The sequence below is a fragment of the uncultured Allobaculum sp. genome (assembly GCF_948576815.1).
GTDB lineage: Bacteria > Bacillota_I > Bacilli_A > Erysipelotrichales > Erysipelotrichaceae > Allobaculum > Allobaculum fili.
Window position 1 is genome coordinate 1 of sequence record NZ_CAPAEZ010000030.1, and the last position, 22,555, is coordinate 22,555.

General features: G+C 51.8%; 18 protein-coding genes. 7 read left to right on the plus strand and 11 right to left on the minus strand.

What is annotated here, in order from left to right; all coding sequences use genetic code 11:
• The 4 genes from Q2J39_RS05655 to Q2J39_RS05670 all read right to left on the minus strand — a co-directional run.
• Positions 1-279 (minus strand): hypothetical protein (locus Q2J39_RS05655; RefSeq protein ID WP_288339373.1); only part of this gene is annotated, 279 nt, incomplete at its 3' end.
• 307 nt (positions 280-586) lie between these two features.
• Positions 587-1,129 (minus strand): DUF1643 domain-containing protein, encoded by a 543-nt coding sequence (locus Q2J39_RS05660; RefSeq protein ID WP_230266501.1) that lies wholly within the window; start codon positions 1,127-1,129, stop codon positions 587-589.
• 305 nt (positions 1,130-1,434) lie between these two features.
• Complete coding sequence (locus Q2J39_RS05665) at positions 1,435-1,959, minus strand: HdeD family acid-resistance protein (RefSeq protein WP_230266500.1); 525 nt, start codon at positions 1,957-1,959, stop codon at positions 1,435-1,437.
• Between the two features lie 773 nt (positions 1,960-2,732).
• Positions 2,733-3,092, minus strand: coding sequence for a helix-turn-helix domain-containing protein (locus Q2J39_RS05670; protein WP_230266499.1), 360 nt, complete (start codon positions 3,090-3,092; stop codon positions 2,733-2,735).
• Between the two features lie 196 nt (positions 3,093-3,288).
• On the opposite strand from Q2J39_RS05670, the gene lon reads away from it, so the two are divergent.
• Both lon and Q2J39_RS05680 read left to right on the plus strand, forming a co-directional pair.
• On the plus strand, positions 3,289-5,577 hold the full coding sequence (gene lon / locus Q2J39_RS05675) for an endopeptidase La (protein WP_288339370.1): 2,289 nt from the start codon (positions 3,289-3,291) through the stop codon (positions 5,575-5,577).
• Between the two features lie 583 nt (positions 5,578-6,160).
• Complete coding sequence (locus Q2J39_RS05680) at positions 6,161-6,394, plus strand: helix-turn-helix transcriptional regulator (protein ID WP_230266497.1); 234 nt, start codon at positions 6,161-6,163, stop codon at positions 6,392-6,394.
• Between the two features lie 388 nt (positions 6,395-6,782).
• On the opposite strand, the gene malQ is transcribed toward Q2J39_RS05680, so the two are convergent.
• The 6 genes from malQ to Q2J39_RS05710 all read right to left on the minus strand — a co-directional run bounded on the left by malQ (position 6,783) and on the right by Q2J39_RS05710 (position 12,547).
• Complete coding sequence (gene malQ, locus Q2J39_RS05685) at positions 6,783-8,276, minus strand: 4-alpha-glucanotransferase (protein ID WP_230266496.1); 1,494 nt, start codon at positions 8,274-8,276, stop codon at positions 6,783-6,785.
• A 519-nt stretch (positions 8,277-8,795) separates the two neighbouring features.
• Positions 8,796-10,025, minus strand: coding sequence for a pyridoxal phosphate-dependent aminotransferase (locus Q2J39_RS05690; RefSeq protein ID WP_230266494.1), 1,230 nt, complete (start codon positions 10,023-10,025; stop codon positions 8,796-8,798).
• Positions 10,022-11,110, minus strand: a complete 1,089-nt coding sequence (locus Q2J39_RS05695) for a bifunctional chorismate mutase/prephenate dehydratase (protein ID WP_288339366.1) — start codon at positions 11,108-11,110, stop codon at positions 10,022-10,024. Before Q2J39_RS05695 ends, Q2J39_RS05690 begins: the two co-directional genes overlap by 4 nt.
• Before the next feature lie 337 nt (positions 11,111-11,447).
• A complete protein-coding gene (locus Q2J39_RS05700; RefSeq protein ID WP_288339364.1) occupies positions 11,448-11,579 on the minus strand; it encodes a hypothetical protein in 132 nt (43 codons plus the stop codon).
• Positions 11,580-11,666: 87 nt separating this feature from the next.
• The gene (locus tag Q2J39_RS05705) at positions 11,667-11,963 is read right to left on the minus strand and encodes a flavodoxin family protein (protein ID WP_288339362.1); all 297 of its coding nucleotides are present in this window, start codon (positions 11,961-11,963) and stop codon (positions 11,667-11,669) included.
• 11 nt (positions 11,964-11,974) lie between these two features.
• Complete coding sequence (locus Q2J39_RS05710; RefSeq protein ID WP_288339360.1) at positions 11,975-12,547, minus strand: flavin reductase family protein; 573 nt, start codon at positions 12,545-12,547, stop codon at positions 11,975-11,977.
• 271 nt (positions 12,548-12,818) lie between these two features.
• Between Q2J39_RS05710 and Q2J39_RS05715 the strand changes: the two genes are divergently transcribed.
• The 5 genes from Q2J39_RS05715 (at position 12,819) to Q2J39_RS05735 (ending at position 18,510) form a co-directional block, all read left to right on the plus strand.
• A complete protein-coding gene (locus tag Q2J39_RS05715; protein ID WP_230266489.1) occupies positions 12,819-13,841 on the plus strand; it encodes a glycosyltransferase family 2 protein in 1,023 nt (340 codons plus the stop codon).
• A 371-nt stretch (positions 13,842-14,212) separates the two neighbouring features.
• Complete coding sequence (locus Q2J39_RS05720; protein WP_230266488.1) at positions 14,213-15,235, plus strand: 3-dehydroquinate synthase family protein; 1,023 nt, start codon at positions 14,213-14,215, stop codon at positions 15,233-15,235.
• Complete coding sequence (gene aroC / locus Q2J39_RS05725; protein WP_230266487.1) at positions 15,216-16,388, plus strand: chorismate synthase; 1,173 nt, start codon at positions 15,216-15,218, stop codon at positions 16,386-16,388. Before Q2J39_RS05720 ends, aroC begins: the two co-directional genes overlap by 20 nt.
• A complete protein-coding gene (gene aroA / locus Q2J39_RS05730) occupies positions 16,388-17,680 on the plus strand; it encodes a 3-phosphoshikimate 1-carboxyvinyltransferase (RefSeq protein WP_288339355.1) in 1,293 nt (430 codons plus the stop codon). The genes aroC and aroA overlap by 1 nt, the downstream gene beginning before the upstream one ends.
• The gene (locus tag Q2J39_RS05735) at positions 17,677-18,510 is read left to right on the plus strand and encodes a prephenate dehydrogenase (protein ID WP_230266483.1); all 834 of its coding nucleotides are present in this window, start codon (positions 17,677-17,679) and stop codon (positions 18,508-18,510) included. Before aroA ends, Q2J39_RS05735 begins: the two co-directional genes overlap by 4 nt.
• Before the next feature lie 167 nt (positions 18,511-18,677).
• On the opposite strand, the gene Q2J39_RS05740 is transcribed toward Q2J39_RS05735, so the two are convergent.
• Positions 18,678-21,872, minus strand: a complete 3,195-nt coding sequence (locus Q2J39_RS05740) for a hypothetical protein (RefSeq protein WP_288339352.1) — start codon at positions 21,870-21,872, stop codon at positions 18,678-18,680.
• Positions 21,873-22,555 lie beyond the last annotated feature (683 nt).

Genomic DNA, 22,555 nt, shown 5'->3' on the forward strand with positions numbered 1-22,555 from the left:
GGAACTAACCTGATTTGTAAGTGAGCTTGTGAAGCTTAAGTGAACAGCATTGGTCGGCGCATGGTTTTCAAAAGGAAGAATGGCCCCGTTGACATCGGTACTTCGTGTTTCGCTCTGAAAAGAAGAAAAAATCAGACGTCCAAGCCCATATACGCCGGCACCAGCTGCGGCGATTACCAGAGCAAACGCAGCAATGAGAATCGCCAGACGGCCTTTATGAATTTTGCTTTTTTCCTTTTTCTTTCCCGGCTTGCGGGTCGTTTTTCTTGGATCTGCCATGCGTCTTTTTCTCCTGTCTGTACATTTTCTGTCTGCTCTTTCGTGCGGATTCATCAACAAAAAATGGATGCGCTGAAAAAATTATAAAGATCTCTGCTCTGGAATTCTATTCTCACTGTCTTACGGTGCGCTTACAGATTCCCGGTTCAAAGACGATCCCTCGACAGAACGGTCGGAATCGGTTCAGGCGCGCCGGAAACAGAAAACGGATGCCGCTTTGCGTTTGTGCGGCATCCGTTTTTCATGCGAAATATTTGGTGTTTTTAATTTGGTTTCTGAATCTGGTACTGGCGTTTAGAGCCTGATTTTAGAATGTGCGGTTCAGGAACGCCTGTGCATCAAAGGGCGCCCAGCCTTCTCCGTTTTCCAGATAGAGGCAATAGCGCGGAGTTCCGTCTTCATCGAGCGTTCCATAATGCATCCAGCTCATGCCGTACTGATCGGCGATCTTAAGAATGTTGGAGAGGCATTCCGGGAAATAGCTTCTCATTTTGTAGTGTGTGCCCCAGGCTGCCCAGATCCTGTGATTGGGATACTGCGAGAAAATGTCGGCGATAACTTTATCGTTTTCGGCGATCCACTGCGGATTGGCAACTTCGTCCAGTTCGTCAAGATGCGTTGCGCGCTGCGGATACAGGCAGAGAACAATCCAGCCGTCATAGCCGTACGCCTGAGCGATGTGACGGATGGTGCCAAGTGTCGGGGTCGTGCGTTCTGGCGTTCCGTGCGACGGGTTGATGCTCATTACAATCAGAGGGTTGTCCCCTTTTTCTCCAATGACATAACGGGCTGTATTGTCCGCATTTGTCTGATAAATGACTCGAGAAGGGTCCATCATGGCTTCTTCCATATTCGTGCTTCCTTTCTGCTTCGGCGTTCGAACAGATCGCGGCGGAAATTCTTTTTGAAACACCTTGAGTAAGAAGAAATTCTCTTCGATCCGCTTTTCCGGCTTTACATACCGGCTTGCCGAAGCCTGTAACTGATTCTGTCTTCAGACTAGCATTGGCCATTTTTTCTGCGGGCTGTGGTGCCCGAACTATAAAAAGGCAGCCGGTCTGCACAGACCGGCTGCCCAAGAGAAAGGAGGAAACGCCTCAAACTACTGGAGAGGAGAAAATATAGAAAGGGGTAAAACAGGTATAACGAACGGAACTAGAAAGCCATGATGCCAAGCATCAGGTCGGATACGCCGTTGACTAACAGGTTGGTACCAATCAGAACGGTGATCAGAGTTCCGGAATCGTTCAAATTGAAAATCAGAATCAGACCGATGATCAGGTTGCAGATACCGAGAAGCAGAATGGACCACCAGCTGGAAATGCCGATGTTCTTAACAAATACGGCCTGATAAATCTTAAAGGCGCCGACAACCATGAAACCGATGGCGGCGATAACGCCTAACGCGATCGACGCTTCAAACAGATTGCAGCAAATCAGAATGCCAAGCAGAATCAGAACGCCGCCGGCAATGAGCGTAAAGGGAAGCTTGAAATTGACGGCCATGAAATAGGAAGCGATCAGAATGCATCCATACAGGATGGCCAGGAAACCGATCATGTAAATCATGGATCCAGCAAACATTCCCGGATAGGTGATGAGCATCATGCCCGCAAACATGTAAAGAATGGAAAGAATAATATAGAGCACGCGATACCATCCAAAAGAAGACTTGTTCATACGAAACTCCTTTCATCCCGGTCTGGCGAAATCTGGAAAAAGCGGTGTTCATCGGTGTCTGTCACGCTTTTCCATAATTCCGTTCTTTTATGGGATCTTTATACTTGGATTATATCGGCTTCTTTCTTTCCCCCCCGGCGGAATGCCGGACTTTTTTCAATATGACAGCGGCTCGCGGGGTTTTTCCACCAGACTCCGGTGAACAAAAGAAATGATTTCAGTAAAGAATCCGATCGGATGTATACAGGCTTTATATCCGTTATCTATATTTTTTTGGTATCTATATTTTTTTGGAATTCTTGCCCGCGTGCAGATCCGAACAGTCACGGACCTTCCAAAGCACCTTCTGGCGAGTGCCCTTTTTCTGATTCTTCAGATTTCTTAATTTTTTCTCTTTCTATCAGGATTTCTGCGTCTGAGATTGTTCCGGTTCGTACAGCAGAGGGTTTGTGCTCATCGTATCCTCTATTCTGGCCTGGACTGTCCATCCCTCTGGATGCGCGCATGCCGTGAATCGACCTTTGGATTCACGGTTTTTCTATGAGCCGTCTGAAGGGAGTACCTTCCTTTTCCTCTGCCGTTCTGGATTTCTCGCTTTTTGAATTTTTTGTTTTTTGAGATTTCTGTCTCTCTGACCGGTCGCTTTTTTGAAATTTCAGCAGCCCGCTCCGTTCATCTTTCCATGAAAAAAAGACGTCCGTTCGAGACGTCCAGAGTATTCGACCCCTTTGGAATACAGGCAAGTTGAACAAAAAGGAATGGCTGGGCAGGCTTTAGAGAAGATCGCACTCGTCCTCGGAATCCAGATCGCATTCCATCAGCTTCTGTCCCCAGTGGGAGAAAGAAAGAAGGACGGGAACGAGCTCACGAGAAAGTTCGCTCAGAGAATAATCAACACGGGGCGGGATTTCGTTGTAGGCATTGCGTTCGATCAGGCCTTCCTCTTCCAGATCTTTCAGGGTATTGGAAAGCATGACGTTGGTTATGCCTAACGCCTGGCGAAGCTGACTGTAGCGCAGGGTTCCGTTGACACACAGAACGTAGATCACAGGGATTTTCCATTTTCCCTCCAGCGCCTTGCATGCCCGTTTCATCGAACATTCATCATCTTTATAAATAATCAGTTTCTGCATCGTGCACCCCTTTCGTGGGCTATCTTACCATGAACGGCGGCTCCTATGGTATACATAACTTTGTTAGTATGTTTTTTGATAGTATTTACATTTTCCGTACCAGTTATATATACTGTCTACTCATTAGAAAGTGAGGATTTACAAATTGAACGACAAAAGAACAGAATCACCTTTTCTGCGAGTTGCCGGCACGTTTATGCTGCCTGATACAATCCTCCGGCTGAAAAATCTGCCGCAAAACGAAATCGAACGACTCCTGCAGGAGCCCTTCGCAGTTTTCAGCGGTGAGGACGATCTCGCTCGACCGGGAAATGACAATCTCCGCGCGTACGGTCTGCTTTGCGAAGCGACCGGGATCGAAAAGGAAGAAGACGAAAACGTCCTGATGGTCAATGCGCTCAAGCGTATCTGCATTGTTTCGCGCAGCGCAGACGGACCCCTCTGCGAGTGGACCGAAGCTCCGGCCATCGATGATCTTGACGACAAATCCAGGAAACAGATGGTTTCCTATATCAAAGAACTTGTTAAGGAAGTCTCCTCGGGCTTCCAGGGCGGAAGACATCTGGCCCGCCGGGTGAATGAATACTCTTCTCTCAACCAGCTGATCGCCTTCCTGTCCCAGTACATCAACATGTCGACGGCGGAATGCTACGGGCTGATCTGCATGGATTCCGATAAGGAACGCGCGCTTCGCTTCATCGACTATCTCCTTCGCCAGAAAGAGGAAATTACCCTCAACATGGAAATGAACGAGAAGCTGTCCAGAGAAGCGAGCGAGTTTTATCGCCGTCAGGCTCTGCTCCGTCAGCTGAACGCCATCCAGAGCGAGCTCGATGAAAGCGACGAAGCCGGCGAGACCTCTCCAGCTTCCGACTACAAATCCCGCATTGCCGCTTCCGGCATGTCCGAGGAAAACCAGAAGGCGCTTCTCGAAGATGCTGCGCGCCTGGAAAGCACCAACCCGCAGTCCGCAGAAGCCGAACTGCTCAAGAACTACCTCGAGTTTGCACTCTCTCTTCCCTGGAAAAAGGAAGAAATCTTCGAACCCGATCTGCAGAAAGCCCGCGAAATTCTCGATGAGCGTCATGCAGGCATGGAAAAAGTCAAACAGCGCATTATCGAGCACCTTGCGGTCATGAAACTGCGCAAGACCAACCGCGGCAGCGCCATTCTGCTCGTTGGTCCTCCCGGAACCGGCAAAACGTCTCTGGGAAAATCCATCGCCAAGGCGCTCCATCGTCCGTACACCCGTCTGTCCTTAGGCGGCATCCGTGACGAATCCGAAATCCGCGATCATCGACGTACGTACGTCGGCGCCATGAGCGGCCGCTTGCTCAAGGCGATGAAAAACGCCAAAGCCACCAACCCGGTAATGATTCTCGACGAGCTCGACAAGATGATGGCCGGCGGCTTTGCGGGCGATCCTTCGGCAGCCATGCTGGAAGTACTCGACCCGGAACAGAACGACACCTTTACCGATCACTACCTGGATCTGCCTTACGATCTGAGCGATGTCATGTTCATTGCCACCGCCAACTCGCTCGACACGATCCCCGGACCGCTGCTCGACCGTATGGAAGTCATTTCCCTTTCGAGCTACACGCCTTCGGAAAAATTCGTGATTGCCAAAGACCATCTGCTTGGCGAAGTGATGGAAGAACACGGCATCGACGCGTCTCAGCTTCAGATTGAAGACGATGCGATCCGTGAAATCATCAATTCCTACACGATGGAAGCCGGATGCCGCGGTCTGAAAAAGCAGCTGGCGAAAATCTGCCGGGTCAAAGCGGTCGATCTGGTGGAAAACGCCGGACCGGTATGCGTAACGAAAGACGATCTGGCGGACATTTTCGGTCCGATCGCTGTCCGTCACGAAAAAGTGAAGGAAAGCAATCCAGTCGGCGTCGTTACGGGTCTGGCCTGGACGGCTGTAGGCGGCGAAGTGCTCTACATTGAAGCGGCTTCGATGCCCGGCAGCGGCCAGATGATCCTGACGGGTCAGCTGGGCGATGTCATGAAGGAATCGGCACGGATTTCCTATTCCGTACTGAAATCCCATCTGCCGCTCGATACGCTCGAATTTGCCAAACAGGATATCCATATCCACTTCCCGGCTGGCGCCACGCCAAAAGACGGACCGAGTGCCGGCATCACGATCATGACGGCTCTGGCTTCTCTGGCGTTAGGCAAACCGGTCGATTCCCACATCGCGATGACGGGCGAACTTTCGCTTTCCGGCGAAGTGCTTCCGATCGGCGGTCTGAAGGAAAAACTGTTCGGGGCCATGCGTGCAGGCATTCGCAAAGTGCTGATTCCGGCTGACAACGAACGCGACCTGGCTGAGGTGGACGAAGAAGTCAAAAACGCTCTGGAAATCATCCCGGTTTCCCGCGTGGAAGAAGTCCTCGCTCATACCCTTGGCGTGCACCTGCAGACACCAAAACTGCCGGCGCTCGCTGCCGTAAACGCCACCGTTTCGATCTAGGCACAGATTTAAGACTTGACAGAGGCATATTGTCTCTTTGAAGACCATCCGATTTTTGAAAACTGCAGTTTTTCAGGAAAAGGCGGTCTGTCCTGACGGGGATATCCCAATCTTTCTTAATTTCTGAAAAATATGAAAGCGCATGTGTTTCTGCGAATTTCGCAGGTTTCATGCGCTTTTTCATGGCTTTACGTTTATCTTTTTAGGATTGGTTTCCAATCGCATTTTGTTGATTTATCTACTCCATTGTTCATGAGAAAACTATATTTAAATAAATTATCTTTATCTTTGCGAAATTGATGACTCCTGTAATGACACTGCTATCTTTATACGGTTTTATCATTGGGATCGTATATTTTTTAAAGTTTCTACTGTAAATGCAAATGTTAATATTTATATCTTATTTTGTGTTTTCTTTCATCTTAATCAACTGATTCTTTCAGAAACAGGTTTAAAAGTTGGACTGGATGCTGTTTTTTTTGACTATTTCGAACATTTTTAAAAGGGATTCTTGGTTTTGTTTACAAAATAATCCAATCCCTCTAAGATTGCATTGTAACTCAATTGAAAGGAGACGAATGGAATGCTGAAAAATAACCTTGAGCTGGATATTAAAGTGAAGGCTGTACAGGCTCAGATGACGCAGGCCAAACTGGCCCAGGCGATTGGAATCACCCCTTCCTACGCCAACCGAATCATCAAAAACAACGAGAACCTGATCAACAAGACGTTCATCAAAATTCTTGAAACTCTTGGCTATGATATTCTACTGACCTACGTCAAACGCGACGATTCCGCTGACTCCACAACCGCCTGACCCCCGTCGGGCTCGGCTGAATCTGTAATCCTGTAACATGGCCGGAGTCCCTTTCAAAATCCGCTCTGCCGCTTCCCTGACCGGAAGCGGTTTTCTTTTTGTTTGCAAGATCCGCGAAAAGGCACTCGTGCGGTCTGCTCAAAAAGCTCTGCTTCTTCGGGCAGCCGCGGACGCTGAGAAAATGTCCGTCCCCTTCTGCCCCATTCCGTCCAGATCCGTCCAGATCCAGTTCAGCCCCGTTTGGTCCCATTCTCTTCTATTTTGTCCAGTCCTGTTCTGTTTCATTTCGACATAGAAAAAACACCGGTTTTCGGCGCGAATCGTTCGCTGTGAAAACCGGTGGGATGGATTTGTGTTCCTGTTTTGTTCCGCTCTGCGGTTTAGAAAATCAGGCTTCTTCGGCCGATTCTGCCGGAATGCGTCCAGCGGCTTCGAGCCAGCCTTTTACTTTCTGGAGCTCATCCGGGAACGTCTTGAAGTCTTTCAGCTTCCACGTCCAGTTGGGCACGTCTTCGTTTTCCGGATCGTTAATGCGTCCCTGTTCCTTGATGCCGAGAATATCCTGCATGGCAAGAAGAACGAGAACGGCTTCGCTGTTGATCGCAAAGTGGCACACGAGGTCGTGGAACGAACGGTGCTCGTATTCGCGCTTTTTAAAGAAGCGGCGAAGGGCGATCTTGCGGTTATTGGTAAAGGAAGCGTAGTCCTGTTCAATGGTCGGGGTGTCATAAAACGAGGTGTAGACCGCGGAAAGCGGGGCCGCTGCCTTTTTGAGCAGTTTGGTTTCCATACGGTACTGCAGAACATCCATGACCGGAATGGAAAATTCCTTTTCCATTTCCTTGAGCGTCGGACGCATCAGACCCTGATCTTCGGCAGTAAAGAGCACGTTGGGAAGATCGTTCTTGATCATTTCGAGCAGCGGACGGCCTGGTCCGGCGGACCATGCGCCGTGTTCCGGGTTGCGGTCTTCTGGGACTTTCCAGATAAAGTCAAAGCCCTTGAAATGAACGATCCGCATCGCGTCGAAGTTCCTGGCGGTCCAGATGAATCGATTGCGGAAGTTCACGTACTGCTCTTCCTTGATGTAGTCAAAGTTATACATCGGCTTGTCCCACACCTGACCGTGTTCGTGGTAGTGATCAGGCGGGCAGCCGGCCAGCTGAATGGGTCTGCCGTCAGGCTGTACCATGAATTCCCGCTTGTGCGACCAGACTTCCATGCTGTTCATGTTCACGTAAAACGGAACATCCTGCATGAGCCGGAGGCCTTTCTTGCGCGCGTACGCGGTAATTTCGTCAAGCTGCTTATAAAAAATAAACTGCAAAAACTGAATATAGAACACTTCTTCGACGTAAGGACGAAGGTTGATGCCCTGCTTTTCCGGCCATACCTGGTAGTCGAGTTCCCACTCGGTCCAGCCTTTGCCGTCGTTCAGATTGCGGAACAGTTCATAAACGGTCCAGTTGTTCAGCCAGAACGCTTCACGCTTGAACTGTTCGAATTCTTCTTTCCATTTTTTATAGTTTTTGCGGAAAGCCTTAAAGGCTCTCTGAAAAAAGGGTTCTTTAAACTGACGGACTGTATCGTAGTCCACAGCGTTTTTAAACTTGTTGCAGTTGATGACGCTGCTCTGGGTCAGAAGTCCCATCTCCGCCAGGCGATCAATATTGATGTAAATCGGATCCCCGGCATAGGCAGTTACAGCACTGTACGGCGAATTGTGTTCGTGTACAGGATTGATGGGAAGCATAGACCAGATCTTGAATCCGGCATCTGTCAGTTCATCGATCATCATCTGAGTTTTCTGTCCGAGGTCTCCTATTCCCTGGTTTCCAGGAACTGAAAAAAGAGGAAGAAGGACTCCAGCTTGTCTTTCCATTAGTTTCACCTGCCAAATCTATTTCGTTTTCATTATTTCTTTTCGGTATAAGCACGGATATTTTATCATAAAGCGTATTTTTTTAACGCATTTATTTTAGTTTTTCTGTTCTGTCCGGCATAATAATTGACAATGAATTGATAATTATTTCGAATTCGATTTTGTTTACCATCCATTAAAATTCGCGATACCTCTCGTAATTTTCAGCTCATTTTGTCTTCGCGCAGAGTGAGGATTTTTTCTCACTTTTATCTGCTTGCTTTTATTGTGCATAAAAATTGTCTTTATATGATGTTAAATCTCTCAAAACCTGTTAATTTCTCACATTTTGTCCCGGAGCGGATTCTGAAGGGATTCGGCCGCGCCTTCAGCCGGACAGAAATGCGCGGCTTTCGGCAGTAAAAAAGCCCGCAGGCCTTGCGGCTTTGCGGACTTGAAGAAAAAACAGGAAAAGGGAAATACTGATGCGGATGGAAAATCGAAAACGGTTTTCCGCCGTTTTTTTCTGTTTGGAACGATCTAGTCGAGCTGGTCTTCGACCGCTTTAATGCGGGCTGCCAGACCGTCGATGACGTGAAGCGGCATGGAGCAGACGGCGATGCGAATGCCCTTGTTGACCTTGACGGTGTAAATCTGGTTTTCCATCAGGGCCGCATGCAGGCGGTCGCACTTGTCATTGTCCATTGCGAGCGTGACGAAGAAGCCTTCCTTGTACGGGTAGTGAACCAGACCGGCTTCTTCGGCCTGTTTTACAAACAGATCCGAACGGGCTTTAAGCAGATCCACATACTTCTGTTTTTCTGCCAGGTATTCATCCTTTTTCGTACGCATGATCGTCGAGAACGTTTCCATGGCGCCATTGTTGACGTTCGACCAGGTCGCGCGGGCGGTCTTTTCGAAGACGACTTTCAGTTCGTCCACGCCTTCCTGCGTTTTCGCCATCAGAATGGCTGCACCGCAGCGCAGACCGTAAGAGGTCAGCGATTTGGAAATGGAGAAGGCAACGATTACAGCAACGTCGTCCGAAATCTTGTCGAAGCAGCGGAAATATTCCTTGGCTTTCGCACCTTCATAGGCAAAGTCGATGTAGGCAATATCATTGATCAGAACGACCGAATGGGTTTTGGAGCATTCGTTCAGGAATTCGATCACGTCTTCCCATTCTTTTCTGGTCATCGAATAGCCGGTCGGATTCTGGCACGGGTCATTGATGATCAGAACCAGACGGTCCTGCTCTTCCATGACGGCTTTGCATGTCGCCTTCAGGGAGTCGAGATTGAAATGATCGCCTTCAAAGAGCGAATACGATTTTGTTTTCAGATTGTGCATCTGCGCCATGAGGGAGTAAGAGCCCCAGGCGATTTCCGGAATGATCAGCGTCTGACCGGCTTCGAGGCAGTTTTCAATCGACATGCCGACCGCACCGGTTCCGCCTGGCGTGGCGATGACTTCCTTATACAAATCGGAATTGCCGTCGAGCACCCAGTCCAGAACATCTTCCTGGAAATCCGGGTTTCCGGTAAAGCTGACCGCATATTTGGCCAGTTTCTTATTGTCGAGCGACTTCAGCGTCGAAAACACAGTATCAAACGCGCACAGAACGCCGTCTTCGGTATATAGCGAACCGATAACCGCGTCGGTTACGTTTTCCGCGCCCAGTTCTTCCTTGGCCTTTTTGGCCTGATCCACGATCGCAAATACTGTGTCCACAATCGGTTTGCGGTTTACGCTGTCTTTTACAAAACTCATAACTGATCGTCCTTTCTGATGGAATAGCTGCCCAGTGAACGGACAGACGTACAGACGGCACTTAACGCCTGCAGACAGGCTTCCACATTCTGTCTGGACGTATGACCGGCCAGCTGTACGAAGAAATAATATTCAAACGGCCGGCTCTTGACCGGGCGCGACTGCAGATTGTCCATGTTGAGATCAAAAGCGGCAATGACGTTAATGGCTTTCGCCAGAGCGCCCGCGCTGTCCGGTACCGTCAGAAGCAAAGAGGAAACCTCATTTTCCTGCGCATTCGGAACGGCTGAAATGACCAGAAAGCGGGTGGTATTCGAGGCGCTGCCTTCGATGTTTTCGGCAAGAATGTCCAGATCGTAGAGGCTCGCGTTGTCTCTGGCTCCAATCGCGGCTTTTGCCGGATCGGCCTGCTGCGCGATATACTGGGCAGCCATGGCGGTATTCGGATAACAGATCGTCTCCACGCCCAGCGCGTCCAGGAACGTCTTGGACTGCCAGAGCGCCTGATCTTTCGAATACACCCAGCGCACCTCCTTGAGCTGCGCCCCTTTTACGCCAAGCAGGCACTGGCGTATGCGGATGTCCGCGGCCTCAACAATGTACAGGCCGGATTCGAAAAGCAGATCGAGCACTTCGCCGACCAGACCGGAATTCGAATTTTCCAGAGGCACAACGCCATAGCGGACTTCGTTTTCCTGCACTTTCTTAAACACGTCCGCAAAGCTCGCGCAGGATACGGCTTCCGCCTGCGGAAACAGCGTACGGGTGGCCGAGCAGGCAAACGCGCCTTCCACGCCGCAGTAAGCCACTTTGTTGGCGTTGAGCATCTGCCGCTGCTGTTTTTTGGATAGATCCATCAGCGTCTGCATCCATTGGGCAAAATCGCCCTTCAGATCCGGCTTGCTGATTCTCTGTTTTGCTTTTTCGAGAACCTGCGCTTCACGGCTTTCATCAAAGACCGCCATGTCGTGCTTTTTTTTATAGGCAGCAACGATTTCCGTGAGTTTCATACGCGCTTCAAAAAGCGAAGCCAGCTGCTCGTCAATCTTATCAATTGTGTTTCTTGCTTTTTCAAGCGAATTCATAGACATCACCGTGCCTATTCTATCATCGCGTCTTCTGGCGATTCGATTGTTTTCCTTTTCCGGCATGGTACGCGGGAGAACTCAGGCGGATTCCGTCGGATTCTCTGCGCTTTTTACACGTTCTCTTACGCGTTCTTTTCCCGTTCTTTTTCAGATTCTCTCGATGGGGATTCTTTTCGCTCTGGAGGGCCAGATTCGGACAGAAAAGCAGGAGGGTGTCCCGATGAAACGCCTCCTGCTTTTTGCCGTTCTTTCGATTCACTTTGCCTGCGGATAATAGAATTTGTAAAAGTTACTGAATCGATGCGACCAGTCTGCGGACTTCTTCCAGTTCCGGCTAGCCGGCAGCATCGCCATCTCTGTCGTTTCCTCCAGCCAGAACATGGCCGAGATTTTTCCAGCGGAGATGTTCGGCCAGATGATTGTAATAGTCCAGGACATCTTCAAACTCATCGCCGGCGGCAGACATCAGCAGCGCGCAGGCCCGACCATGACCGCGCAGAAGATTTTCCCTGCCTTCTTCGAGCGCGACCAGCCGGTCAAACGCCGCACGAAGCTAACCGCTGAGCGTCCAGTAATAGAGCGGCGAAGCGAGGACGACGACATTGCTTTCCTTAATGGCCGGATAAATTTTAGCCATATCGTCGTGCTGTACGCACGGCATTTCCAGCGCGCTGTTTGCGCAGAAGCAGCCGCGGCAGCCGTGGATGTTCATATCGTCCGGGATCGTCCGGGAAAAACTCCGTGACCGTATGGCCCGCGCTTTTGCCCCTTCGCTGAAGGCTTTCGTCAGCGCCGCGGTATTTCCTTTTCTTTGCGGACTTCCATTGAGAATCACAATGCGTTTTGCCATGGCAAGACCTTCTATTTCTTCAGCAGGCCGGCTCCGGAATGCCAGGCCTGACCGACTGGTTCGCCGCTGGCGTAATAACCGTTTCGCATCGAATCGAAGACAAAGCTGTTCAGCTTGCCTGCATCGATGCGTCCCTGCTCATCGAGAACGTCCTCACTGGCGAGGATGTTGACGATTCGTCCAAGAATGCGCAGACCGTACGGCTGTTCCTGCATTTCCACAGCTTCACATTCGAGCGTCATGGGATACTCCGTGATAACCGGTGCGTCGACATGTTCGCTCTTCACAGAATGCAGGCCCGTACGCTCGAACTTATCCGGAACGCGATTCCCGGACACCGTGCCCAGATAATCGGATTCGCGAAGCGTCTTTACTGACGGTACAGCCAGGGTAAAGGCGCCTTTCGCCTTAAGATTGGCGACCGTTTTGTGCTCTTCAGCCAGATTCAGCGCCACCATGTCTTCGGCGCAGATGCCGCCCCAGGCCATCATCATGATGTCGGTAGTTCTGTCCTCGTTATAAGTGCCGATCATATAGGCAGGCATCGGAAACAGCCAGGGGTTTATATTAAAGCTTTTTGCCATATCAAATCCTCTTTTTGTCTGTATGAACTTTGCCCTCAAGCAGAGTGTTCTCTGCTGCAAAGGGCGTAAAGGAAAGAGGCAGGGCAGCGCTTCCGGTTTCGCCGGTTCCTGGCCAGGACGGCGGTTTGGAAAGAACCCAGACCGCGTTTGGGGCTGTTTCTTCCCTCCATGGCCTTTGGCAAAAACATCCGAATGGGGGGCCCATCCTATTTTCTTTATGCCCTCTGTTTTGCTTTATGCCCTCTGTTTTTTTCTTTATAATGGACTCATTATGAAAAAGACTGCAATTCTTATCCCCTGCTATAACGAATCGGCCACAATCGAAAAAGTCGTCCGCGATTACGCCGAAGCGTTCCCGCACGCAGAGATTTACGTATACGATAACAACTCCTCCGACCACACCGATGAAATCGCCAGAAACGCCGGCGCCATCGTCCGCTACGAACACAAACAGGGCAAAGGCAACGTTGTCCGCAGCATGTTCCGCGACATCGATGCCGACTGCTACATCATTGTGGACGGCGACGACACGTACCCGGCCGAAGATGCCAGGAAACTGGAAAAAGCCGTTCTGGAGCACGGCGCAGACATGGCCATCGGCGACCGCCTTTCTTCCACGTACTTCACCGAAAACAAACGCCTGTTCCACAACACCGGAAACCGTCTGGTGCGCGGCCTGATCAACACGTTTTTTGATTCCAACGTCCGCGACATCATGACAGGTCTTCGCGCATTTTCCTGGGACTTTGTAAAATCCTTCCCCGTTACGTCCAAAGGCTTTGAAATCGAAACCGAAATGACGATTTTCGCCCTCGACCACAACATGAAGCTCGAAGAGCTGCCGATCCGCTACCGCGACCGTCCGGCAGGCAGCGTTTCCAAACTGAACACGATTTCCGATGGAACGAAAGTTCTGTACACCATCGGCCGTCTTCTTCGCGATACGCGTCCGTTCGCGTTTTTCAATACCATCGCCATTATTCTGATGATCATCGCCCTCGCGCTGTTCATCCCGATCTGGATTGAATTCCTCAACACCGGTCTGGTGCTCAAAATGCCGACACTGATGATCATCACGATGATCGCCCTGTTCGCCTTCCTGAACTTCTTTACCGGCGTAATTCTTACGTCTCTGCGCAAATCGCAGAAAACGCAGTTTGAGCACGCGCTGACGATGATGCGTCTGGAACACGACCAGGACCGCCGTCTGGAAAAAGCCATTCACGATCAGAAAAAGTTCGACAAGAAGCTTTCCGGTGAAACCGAAGAATTGATTCTCGAAAATACGCTTTAAGCATCGAATGAAGCAATCGGTCCGCTGACGCACGCTCGCCTGCACTTGATCGCCGCTTTCCATCCCCTTTCGCCCATCGCGCCAGCTCAGGCTGGCGTTTTTTTATGGGCGGATGTGCACGAATCACCCGAACCGCACGAAAGAAAGAAGCGCAGAGCCTATTCGGGCGGATTCGTTCTCGCATCTCCTTCGTTCGCCAGGCCGGTTCGACCGGAATCGAACGGATTTTCCGGTCTTCGTCTTTCTCTTTTCCAGCGGCTTTAAAATGACCGTTTGGTGCATTTAAAAATCAATTTGTCCGGGCGATCCTTCCCGATATTCGGATGTCGTGTAAAGGAATGCTAAAATAGCGTGTAAAAAGGAAACCGATTATGAAACTGAATGTAAATCTTCCCGGCTCCTCGTATCCCATCTGGATTGAGCGCGGAGCTTTGCAAAACCTTTCTTCACGCCTTGAGACCAGCCGTCCGTCGATTCTGGTCTGCGATTCCGGGATCCCAAAAAAATGGGTGGATCTGGCCGCAGGACAGTTTGATCATCTGGACGTTTTTTGTTTTGAGCAGGGCGAAGGTTCGAAAAATCTGCAGACTTTCGAACAGCTGCTGATCGCTATGTGCAATGCCGGTCTCAACCGCAAAAGTCAGGCCATCGCGCTGGGCGGCGGCGTCGCCGGCGACATGGCTGGCTTTGCTGCTGCCTGCTACATGCGCGGCATTGATTTCTATAACATTCCCACGACCGTTCTCTCGCAGGTCGACTCTTCCGTCGGGGGCAAGACTGCGGTCGATCTCGGACCGGTCAAAAACATCGTCGGCGCCTTCTGGCAGCCAAAAGCCGTCATCATAGATCCCGACGTTCTCTCTACGCTCGATGCGAGACAGATTTCAGCCGGTCTAGCCGAAGCGCTGAAAATGGGTTTGCTCTTTGATCCCGAACTCATCGCGATGTTTGAACAGGATACGCTCGATATCGACGCCATCATTGCCCGTTCGATCGATCTGAAGCGGATCGTCGTCGAACAGGACGAAAAGGAAGCCGGCCTGCGCAAGGCGCTGAACTTTGGTCACACCATCGGCCACGCCATTGAAGGCAGCTATCCGGACCATGACTATCTGCATGGCGAATGCGTTGCGACAGGCATGCTTTACTTTATTGAAAATCCTCAACTCAAAGAGCGCGTGCTGCGCATTTACGAGAAGCTCCATCTTCCGGAAATTCATGACTTTGACCGTCAGGAAGCGTCCCGCCTCATTCGCAGCGACAAAAAAGGAAACGATACCGGCATCGCCTGCGTCATCGTCGATGAACCCGGCCATTTCCGCTTTGAGACCCGGGATGTTGGGCATCTCGATCAGATGATGGAGGAAGATCCGTATGAAAAACACATTCGGTGAACAGATTGCGCTGACCATTTTTGGAGAAAGCCACGGCGAAATGATCGGTGCCGTTCTGGACGGACTGCCTGCCGGCTTTGCAATCGATCTGGACAAGCTGAACTTTGAAATGGAAAAGCGCAAAGCCAAAGGCGCCTTATCCACAAAGCGGCAGGAAGCCGATCAGGTCCGGATCGTCTCCGGCTTTTTCGAAGGCCATACGACCGGCACCCCGCTCTGCCTTCTCATTGAAAACACCAATACCCGCTCGCAGGACTATGCGAAGCTTAAAACGCGCCTGCGTCCGGGCCACGCGGATTGGAGCGCGTTTGAAAAATATAACGGCTGGCAGGACTATCGCGGCGGCGGTCACTTTTCCGGCCGGCTGACCGCGCCGGTCGTTGCCGCGGGTGCGATCTGCCGCCAGATTCTTGAATCCAAAGGCGTGCACATCGGCACCCAGATTCTCCAGCTTGGTCATGTCAACGCCGTTTCCATGGCCAGTCTGAACCCCGCCGAGCTCGAATCGCTGCTCGATAAGCTTTCCGCGCTGGAATTTCCAGCCGCGGACGATGAAGTGAGCGCGCGCATGCAGGAGGTCATCGAAAACGCTTCGGCCGAACTCGACAGCGTAGGCGGAATTTTGCAGACGGGCGTTACCGGCTTTCCCGCCGGTGTAGGCGAACCGTTTTTCGACTCCGCAGAAAGCCGTCTCTCGCACGGGCTTTTCTCGATTCCCGCCATCAAAGGCGTCAGCTTCGGTGCCGGCTTTGGCTTTGCGTCCATGACGGGCTCGCAGGCCAACGACCCGATTCAGGCCGATGACTGCGGAAACCTGTATACCGAAACCAATAACAACGGGGGCATCAACGGCGGCATTACCAACGGCATGCCGATTTTGTTTCAGACGTGCATCAAGCCGACCCCCTCGATTTATCTCGAACAGGACAGCGCGGACTATCAGACCCGACAGAACGTCAAGCTGGCGATCAAGGGCCGGCACGATCCGGCGATTATTCACCGGGCCAGAGCGGTCGTTGACGCCATGACCGCCTTCTGTCTGCTCGATTTGTGGATGACTAAGGAAGCGCTGCGCCCGTTTGAAGCGCCTGCTTCTGGAAAATCCGATTCGAAACCGCAGCCCTCTGCAGGGGATGGAAAGGAGACTGTGTAATGAAAGTCTGGATTGAACCCTCCGATCTTGAAGGATCGCTTCGCGTTCCGCCTTCCAAATCGCTCGGCCACCGCGCCCTGATCTGCGCCGGTCTGGCCGACGGCGAATCCGTCATTACCCATCTTGGCCATTCCAAGGACATGGAAGCCACGATCGGCTGCCTGCAGGCTTTAGGCGCGCACATTGAAGAAGACCCCGGCTCTGGCCCGCTTTTTCGTACCCTTCATATTCGCGGATGCAATCCCGCAAAAAACGATCCCCAGAAGCCGGCAGTGCTGGATGCCTTTGAATCCGGCTCGACGATCCGCTTTCTGATTCCGATCGCCGCTGCCGGTCCGGAGGAAGTCCGCTTTCTGGGCAAGCCGTCCCTGCTTTCCCGGCCGATGGGCGTCTATGCGAACATCTTTGCCGAACAGAATCTGAAATTTGAACAGTCCGGCGAAGCCATCACGTTCCAGGGCCCTTTAAAAAGCGGTCTGTTCACGCTCGATGGCAGCATTTCCAGCCAGTTCATTTCCGGACTGCTTATGAGTGCACCGCTTATTGGCGGCGCGGAAATCGCGGTGCTTCCGCCGTATCAGTCCCAGTCCTATGTGCGCCTGACCGCGGACATGATGAAGACGTTTGGCGTTCACATCGAAGAGCCCTCAGAAAACGGCTATCGCATCACGCCCGATCAGCACTATCAGCCGGCCAGCGTAAGCATCGAAGCCGACTGGTCGCAGGCCGCATTCTTTCTCGTAGCCGGCGCCCTGGGCGCGTCCATTGTCGTCGAAGGTCTTAATCCCGATTCCCTGCAGGGCGATGCCGTCATCACACAGGCCATCGAAAAAGCCGGCGGAACGCTCCACTGGACCAGTCAGGGCCTGCAGGCTGTCAAAGGCCGGCTGCACGGCTTTACCTTTGATCTAGCCGACTGTCCGGATCTTGGACCGATTCTTTGCGTGCTCGGCGCCTGTTGCCCGGGAGAAACCGTTCTTACTCACGCTTCCCGGCTGCGCTACAAAGAGTGTGACCGGATTGCGGCGATGGAAGACGAACTGCGCAAATGGGGCGTGGACATTACGAGTACGGAAGACGAAATTATTATTCATGGCCAGTCTTCCTACTGTCTCGATCATCCGGCTGTCGTCGACAGCCATAACGATCATCGCATCGCCATGGCAATGGCCATTTTCGGTCTTTGCGCGAAAAGTCCTGAACAGATTCAGGATGCCCAGGCCGTCACGAAAAGCTATCCGCATTTCTTTAACGATCTTCTGGCTTTGAAAGGAAAGGTAGTACGTTCATGAAAACTGTCGGTGTTGTCGGTCTTGGCGTAATGGGCGGGTCCTTCTGCGGACGCATGAAGGAACTCGGCTGGCGGGTTCTCGGTTTCGATCCCAACGGACATTCCCTTCGTCAGGCTAAGGAAAGAGGCTGGATTGATGAAGGCTTTGCGGATTTCTCTTCCGGTCTGAACCAGTGTGAAATGGTCATTTTCTGCATTTATCCCACCCTGCTCAAAGACTGGATCGCCGCATGGCAAAGCCACTTTGCACCCGGCACGCTGCTGCTGGAAATCAGCGGCGTTAAGCGTGCGGTCATGGAGCCGGTTCAGGAAATTCTTCGCGACGACCTTGAGCTCATGTCCATTCACCCGATGTGCGGCCGCGAATCCAAAGGCATTGAATTCGCCAATCCGGAAATTTTCCGGCAAGCCAACTTCATCCTGATTCCGCACGAAAAAAACACAGCGTCCAGCATCGTCAAGGTCAGCTCTTTAGCCAAGGACCTCGGCTGCAAGAACATTTCCGTTCTTTCCGCCGAAGAGCACGATGAAATGATCGCTTTTCTCTCCCAGCTGACGCACGTGATCGCCGTTACGCTGATGGATACCCACGAAAATGAGCATCTGGTCGAATACACCGGCGACTCGTTCCGCGATCTGACCCGCATTGCTTCCATTAATGAGGAAATGTGGAGCGAACTCTTCCTGCTCAATAAAGATCTGCTGCTCAAGGAAATCGAGCAGTTCCAGACCACGCTTGAAGACTTCAAGGAAGCGCTCAAAAATGACGATTCCCGGACGATGAAGGAAATGATGAAGCTGTCCACCAAGCGCCGAAAGAAATTCGACTAGCCCAGGACCATCCATTTCTCTGCACATAAACCAAGCCGGCCGCAGTTCAGACTGCGGCCGGCTTTTCGTGTATCTGTATCTCTGGATTTCCAGGTTTGTGTATTTCTGTATTTCTGTATTTCTGTGTTTCTGGACTGATTTTGGGCAGGAAGCGCCTGCAGGCGGATCTACTGAGCTTTTCCGTACCAGCCGACGCCTTCATCTTTCCAGCCGATATTCTGCAAATAATCGCGTTCATGCGCGTCGGTGGTGTAGTGATGGGCGCCCGCGCCGGTCGTATTGGGATTGTACAGACGAAGCAGCGCCTGTCCTCTGGCGTCATCGGAATACCAGCCGATGCCCTCGCTTTGCCAGCCGGCGTTTTGCAGGAAAATATATTCCTGCGGATCCGGCGTGTAGTGATGATCGCCGGCGTTGGGATTGTACAGACGGTACACCGGCGTGTGCGACTGTACGGGCGCGATCCACGCCAGTCCCTCGTCGTTCCAGCCGATGCTCGAAAGATAATTCCGTTCGCGCGAATCGGCGGTGTAAAAATGTTCGCCGGTGTTCGGATTGTACAGACGGTACATTGCCGTGCTGTCTTCCGGCCTGATTTCATCTTCTCTCGGTCCGCCGATATCGAAAATGAACTCCCGCGAACCCGTATAGTCCCGCTTCCCCGTCAGACGGATCACAGCGCGGTGCGTGTCGAGATTGACGGAAACGACTTCCGCGATGTAGTCGGCCGGATCGGCCGGCCGCCGGGTTTCCCGGATGAGAACGCGCATGTTGTCCTCAAGCTGCTGGGCGTTCTGAATTTCGCGTACGTGATCGACCTCGATATCCAGATTCCGTACCGTATCCGGCAAAATCTGGAAGTCAACCCGCTTTTCGCCCGCGTAGGCGCCGATGCCCGTCAGAATGACGGTTGCGGTGCCAGCATGCACATTGTGCAGAAAGCGCAGGGTGTAGTTCCAGTTTTCGCTTAACGGCACGCCGTCGAGAATCGCGGAAATTTCCGGACGGATTTCCTGCCCGGTAAACGTCTGATCGTCGATGGAAAGTGAAAGTCTGGACAGATCTTCCTTGCGGTAGACCGCATTATGCAAAATGCCGGTGCAGTTGTTTACGCCGGTAAAGGTAAAACGCCAGACGTACGCCTGCCCTTCCCACTCGACACGCGAAAGGTCCACCGTATAGTCGCTGCGGGGAATTTCCACGCCGTCACAGACCAGAATCGGATCGTCTTCGTCGATCTGCTGATCGAGATCCGCGTAATCGGGAATTCCCTCAATCTGGACGCCGTTGCTGATGGAGCGGATGGAAATGCGGAACGTCTGGGAAAGCGATCCGGAATAGTCTCCCATGCCGATCGCGGTGATCGTCGCTTCGCCGGCGTTCACATTGTTCGTATAGTGAAGCCGGTAATCCTGGCCTTCCACGAGCAGGGTTTCGTTAAACCAGAGGTTTGGACGGGGCCGAAGCGCCTTTCCGGTATAGATCAGATCGTCCAGACTGGACATCCACGCATTTTCGAGCGTCTTCGGTCCGCCCCAGGTTCGAACCAGTTTTCCTTTGTAATTGCCTTTGCCGGTAATCGTCAGACGGAAATAATCGGTTCCCTGCGCGCTGGTCACCTGTTCGCGCGCCACCGTGTAATCCTGATTTTCGATAAGCGGCGTGAAGCCGTTCTGTACGTACGGCTGTACGTTCTGAAGTTCAGACAGACTGTTTACGGATTCGGGAAGACTGGAGACGACGGCATTGCCGATCGACTCGGGACGAATCTGGAACGTCTGGGTAATCGTTCCGCCATAACTGCCGATGCCTTCGATGACGACCGAGGCTTCCCCCGCGTTGCAGTTGTTCACATAACGTAGCGTGTAATCCTCACCTTCCTGCAAAATGCGTCCGTAGGAAAGCGTTACCGGCGGAGTGAGCGGTTCTCCCGTGTACGTGACATCCGCAATGGGATACGTATCGGCCAGCACATCGATGCGCATGGGGCCGAATACAGGCTCCTGCTTCTCGCCGCAGTAGTTACCGATCCCGCGGATCATCGCCTGATACGGCGTGTGATAATTGTCGCCCAGCGGCAGCTCTTCGCATTCCACCGTGAAGTCGACACCTTTGACCAGCTGATGGCCGTCGCATTCGACTTGCAGGTCAGCCGCTTCGAGTTCGGCCAGACTGCGCACCATTCCCGGCATTCCCGAAACGGATCCCGATTCGATGGATCTGGGCGCAATCTCAAACGTCGTTCGTACGGTTCCGGAATACTTGCCGCATCCCGTCGCGATGATTGTGGCGGTTCCCGCGTTCACATTGTTCTGATACTGCAGGGTATAGTCCTGGCCTTCGATCAGAACGGCATCGACCAGGGTGACCGTTGCTGCCGGTGTCTGCGCCTCGCCGGTATACGTGCAGTCTGGCACATTGGAAAGTACTGCATTCACAAAGAGCGGGGCGTCGGGCAGCTGGCGAATATAGTCTTCTAAAAGCCGGCGATACTGCGCGACCGTATAGCTTTGCGCGGGTGCGCTTCGATAATTCATAAAGTTCTGCAGTTCCGTACCGTATTCCTGTCCGCGGTAGTCCTCAAAGGGAATGTACGCCGCGCCGGCATACGCGTAATTTTGAATCAGGTTCGCATAGTGGCCATACGTCGGATCGTCCAGACTGGCTCCCGCTGTGCTTTCGTACCGTTCCTTTTCGTAGTAATACCAGCCGTCAAAGGAATTTCGCGGCATTGCCAGATTGCCTCTCTGAAGCATGTCGAGATCGGGCGATCCAAAATTATCGAGGTTTTCCGCCCAGCTGATCCAGCCGGCGGGCTTGGATACCCAGTCGAGGGGCGCATGATCGTAATTTTCGTTTTCGTGATACTGATCGTACGACCAGTTGGCCCGAATCTGCGAATGCGCCATCAGGGCGTCCGTGATCCTGTATTCGCTCTTGTCCAGAAAGCGTCGGATCGTGTTGGCATCCTCGAGAATATCCAGCGACTTCAGCATGTTTTTCAGACTGGTCGCGTCGTGTTCGGCGCCCATTTCGGTATACGCCGCTTTTTCGTTCAGAATCTGGAGCGCCTCGCTCTGGTTTCGATACGCAAAAAAGCCGCGGGATCCGTCTGCGTAGCGATAGCTGCTCGCCTTCTTTCGCACGCTCTCCTGCGGCTGCGATGCCGCTTCAGAGTCAGCCGACAGGACCGCATCTGGATCGGCGCTTTGCGAAAGGGCTTCAATCATTGGCCGGACTTCTCCGGTTTCAGGCAGCGTTTCTTCCTGTGCATTCGGGCCGGACGTTCCATAAATGGAGTATGGCTGGCTCAGCAGCGAAAGCGAGAAGATCACCGACAAAATCTTTCGTCCTTTTTTCATTTCCGTCTCCTTTCTCAAATTCCCTGCTTTTGTACACTGCCGCCTGCCCACAGCGCGCAGCCGCTTTCTCTTTTCCCCTGTTTTCGTTCGCCTGGATCCCCTTAAAATCCTTTGCCTGTCGGCGTTTCGCTTTTGGAAATGACACGGTTTTCTTTTTAAAAACAACGTCTGTTGCTGAAAATACATTGTCGTGCGTATTTGAAAGAACGAAACGTCTTTTTCTATATTCAGCATGAGCGTATCGCGAGCGTTTTGCTTTATTTTTGGTTTTCTCTTCCCGTTTTCGGGCAAAACTCCTGTCATTCTGTACGAAAAAACGATCAGATCCGCGATAGATACCGGACCTGTGTACCTTATTATTTTCGCTCTAATAAAGGGCTGCGGCAGGCTTCCTGCGCAAGGGCAAACCTTATCGGTCTGTCTTAAGAAATTGTTGAGAGGTATTCTCTATTTCTTCCATTGGCAAAGCCGTTCTGGACCTGTATCTTCAAACTGTTCTCTTCTGCAAGACAGGATTTTGTCGTTCATTTTTGAGGACTGAAACAGATGGGTACGATATTGTTACAGAGAATGGATAAATTTTTCTTCCGACCTTCTTACCCGCTTTTCGAAGAAAAAATCCAAATTTTGTGAAATTGACGAAGGCTGGCACTCTTACTGTACTTGTGCTAATTCTGCGTCAT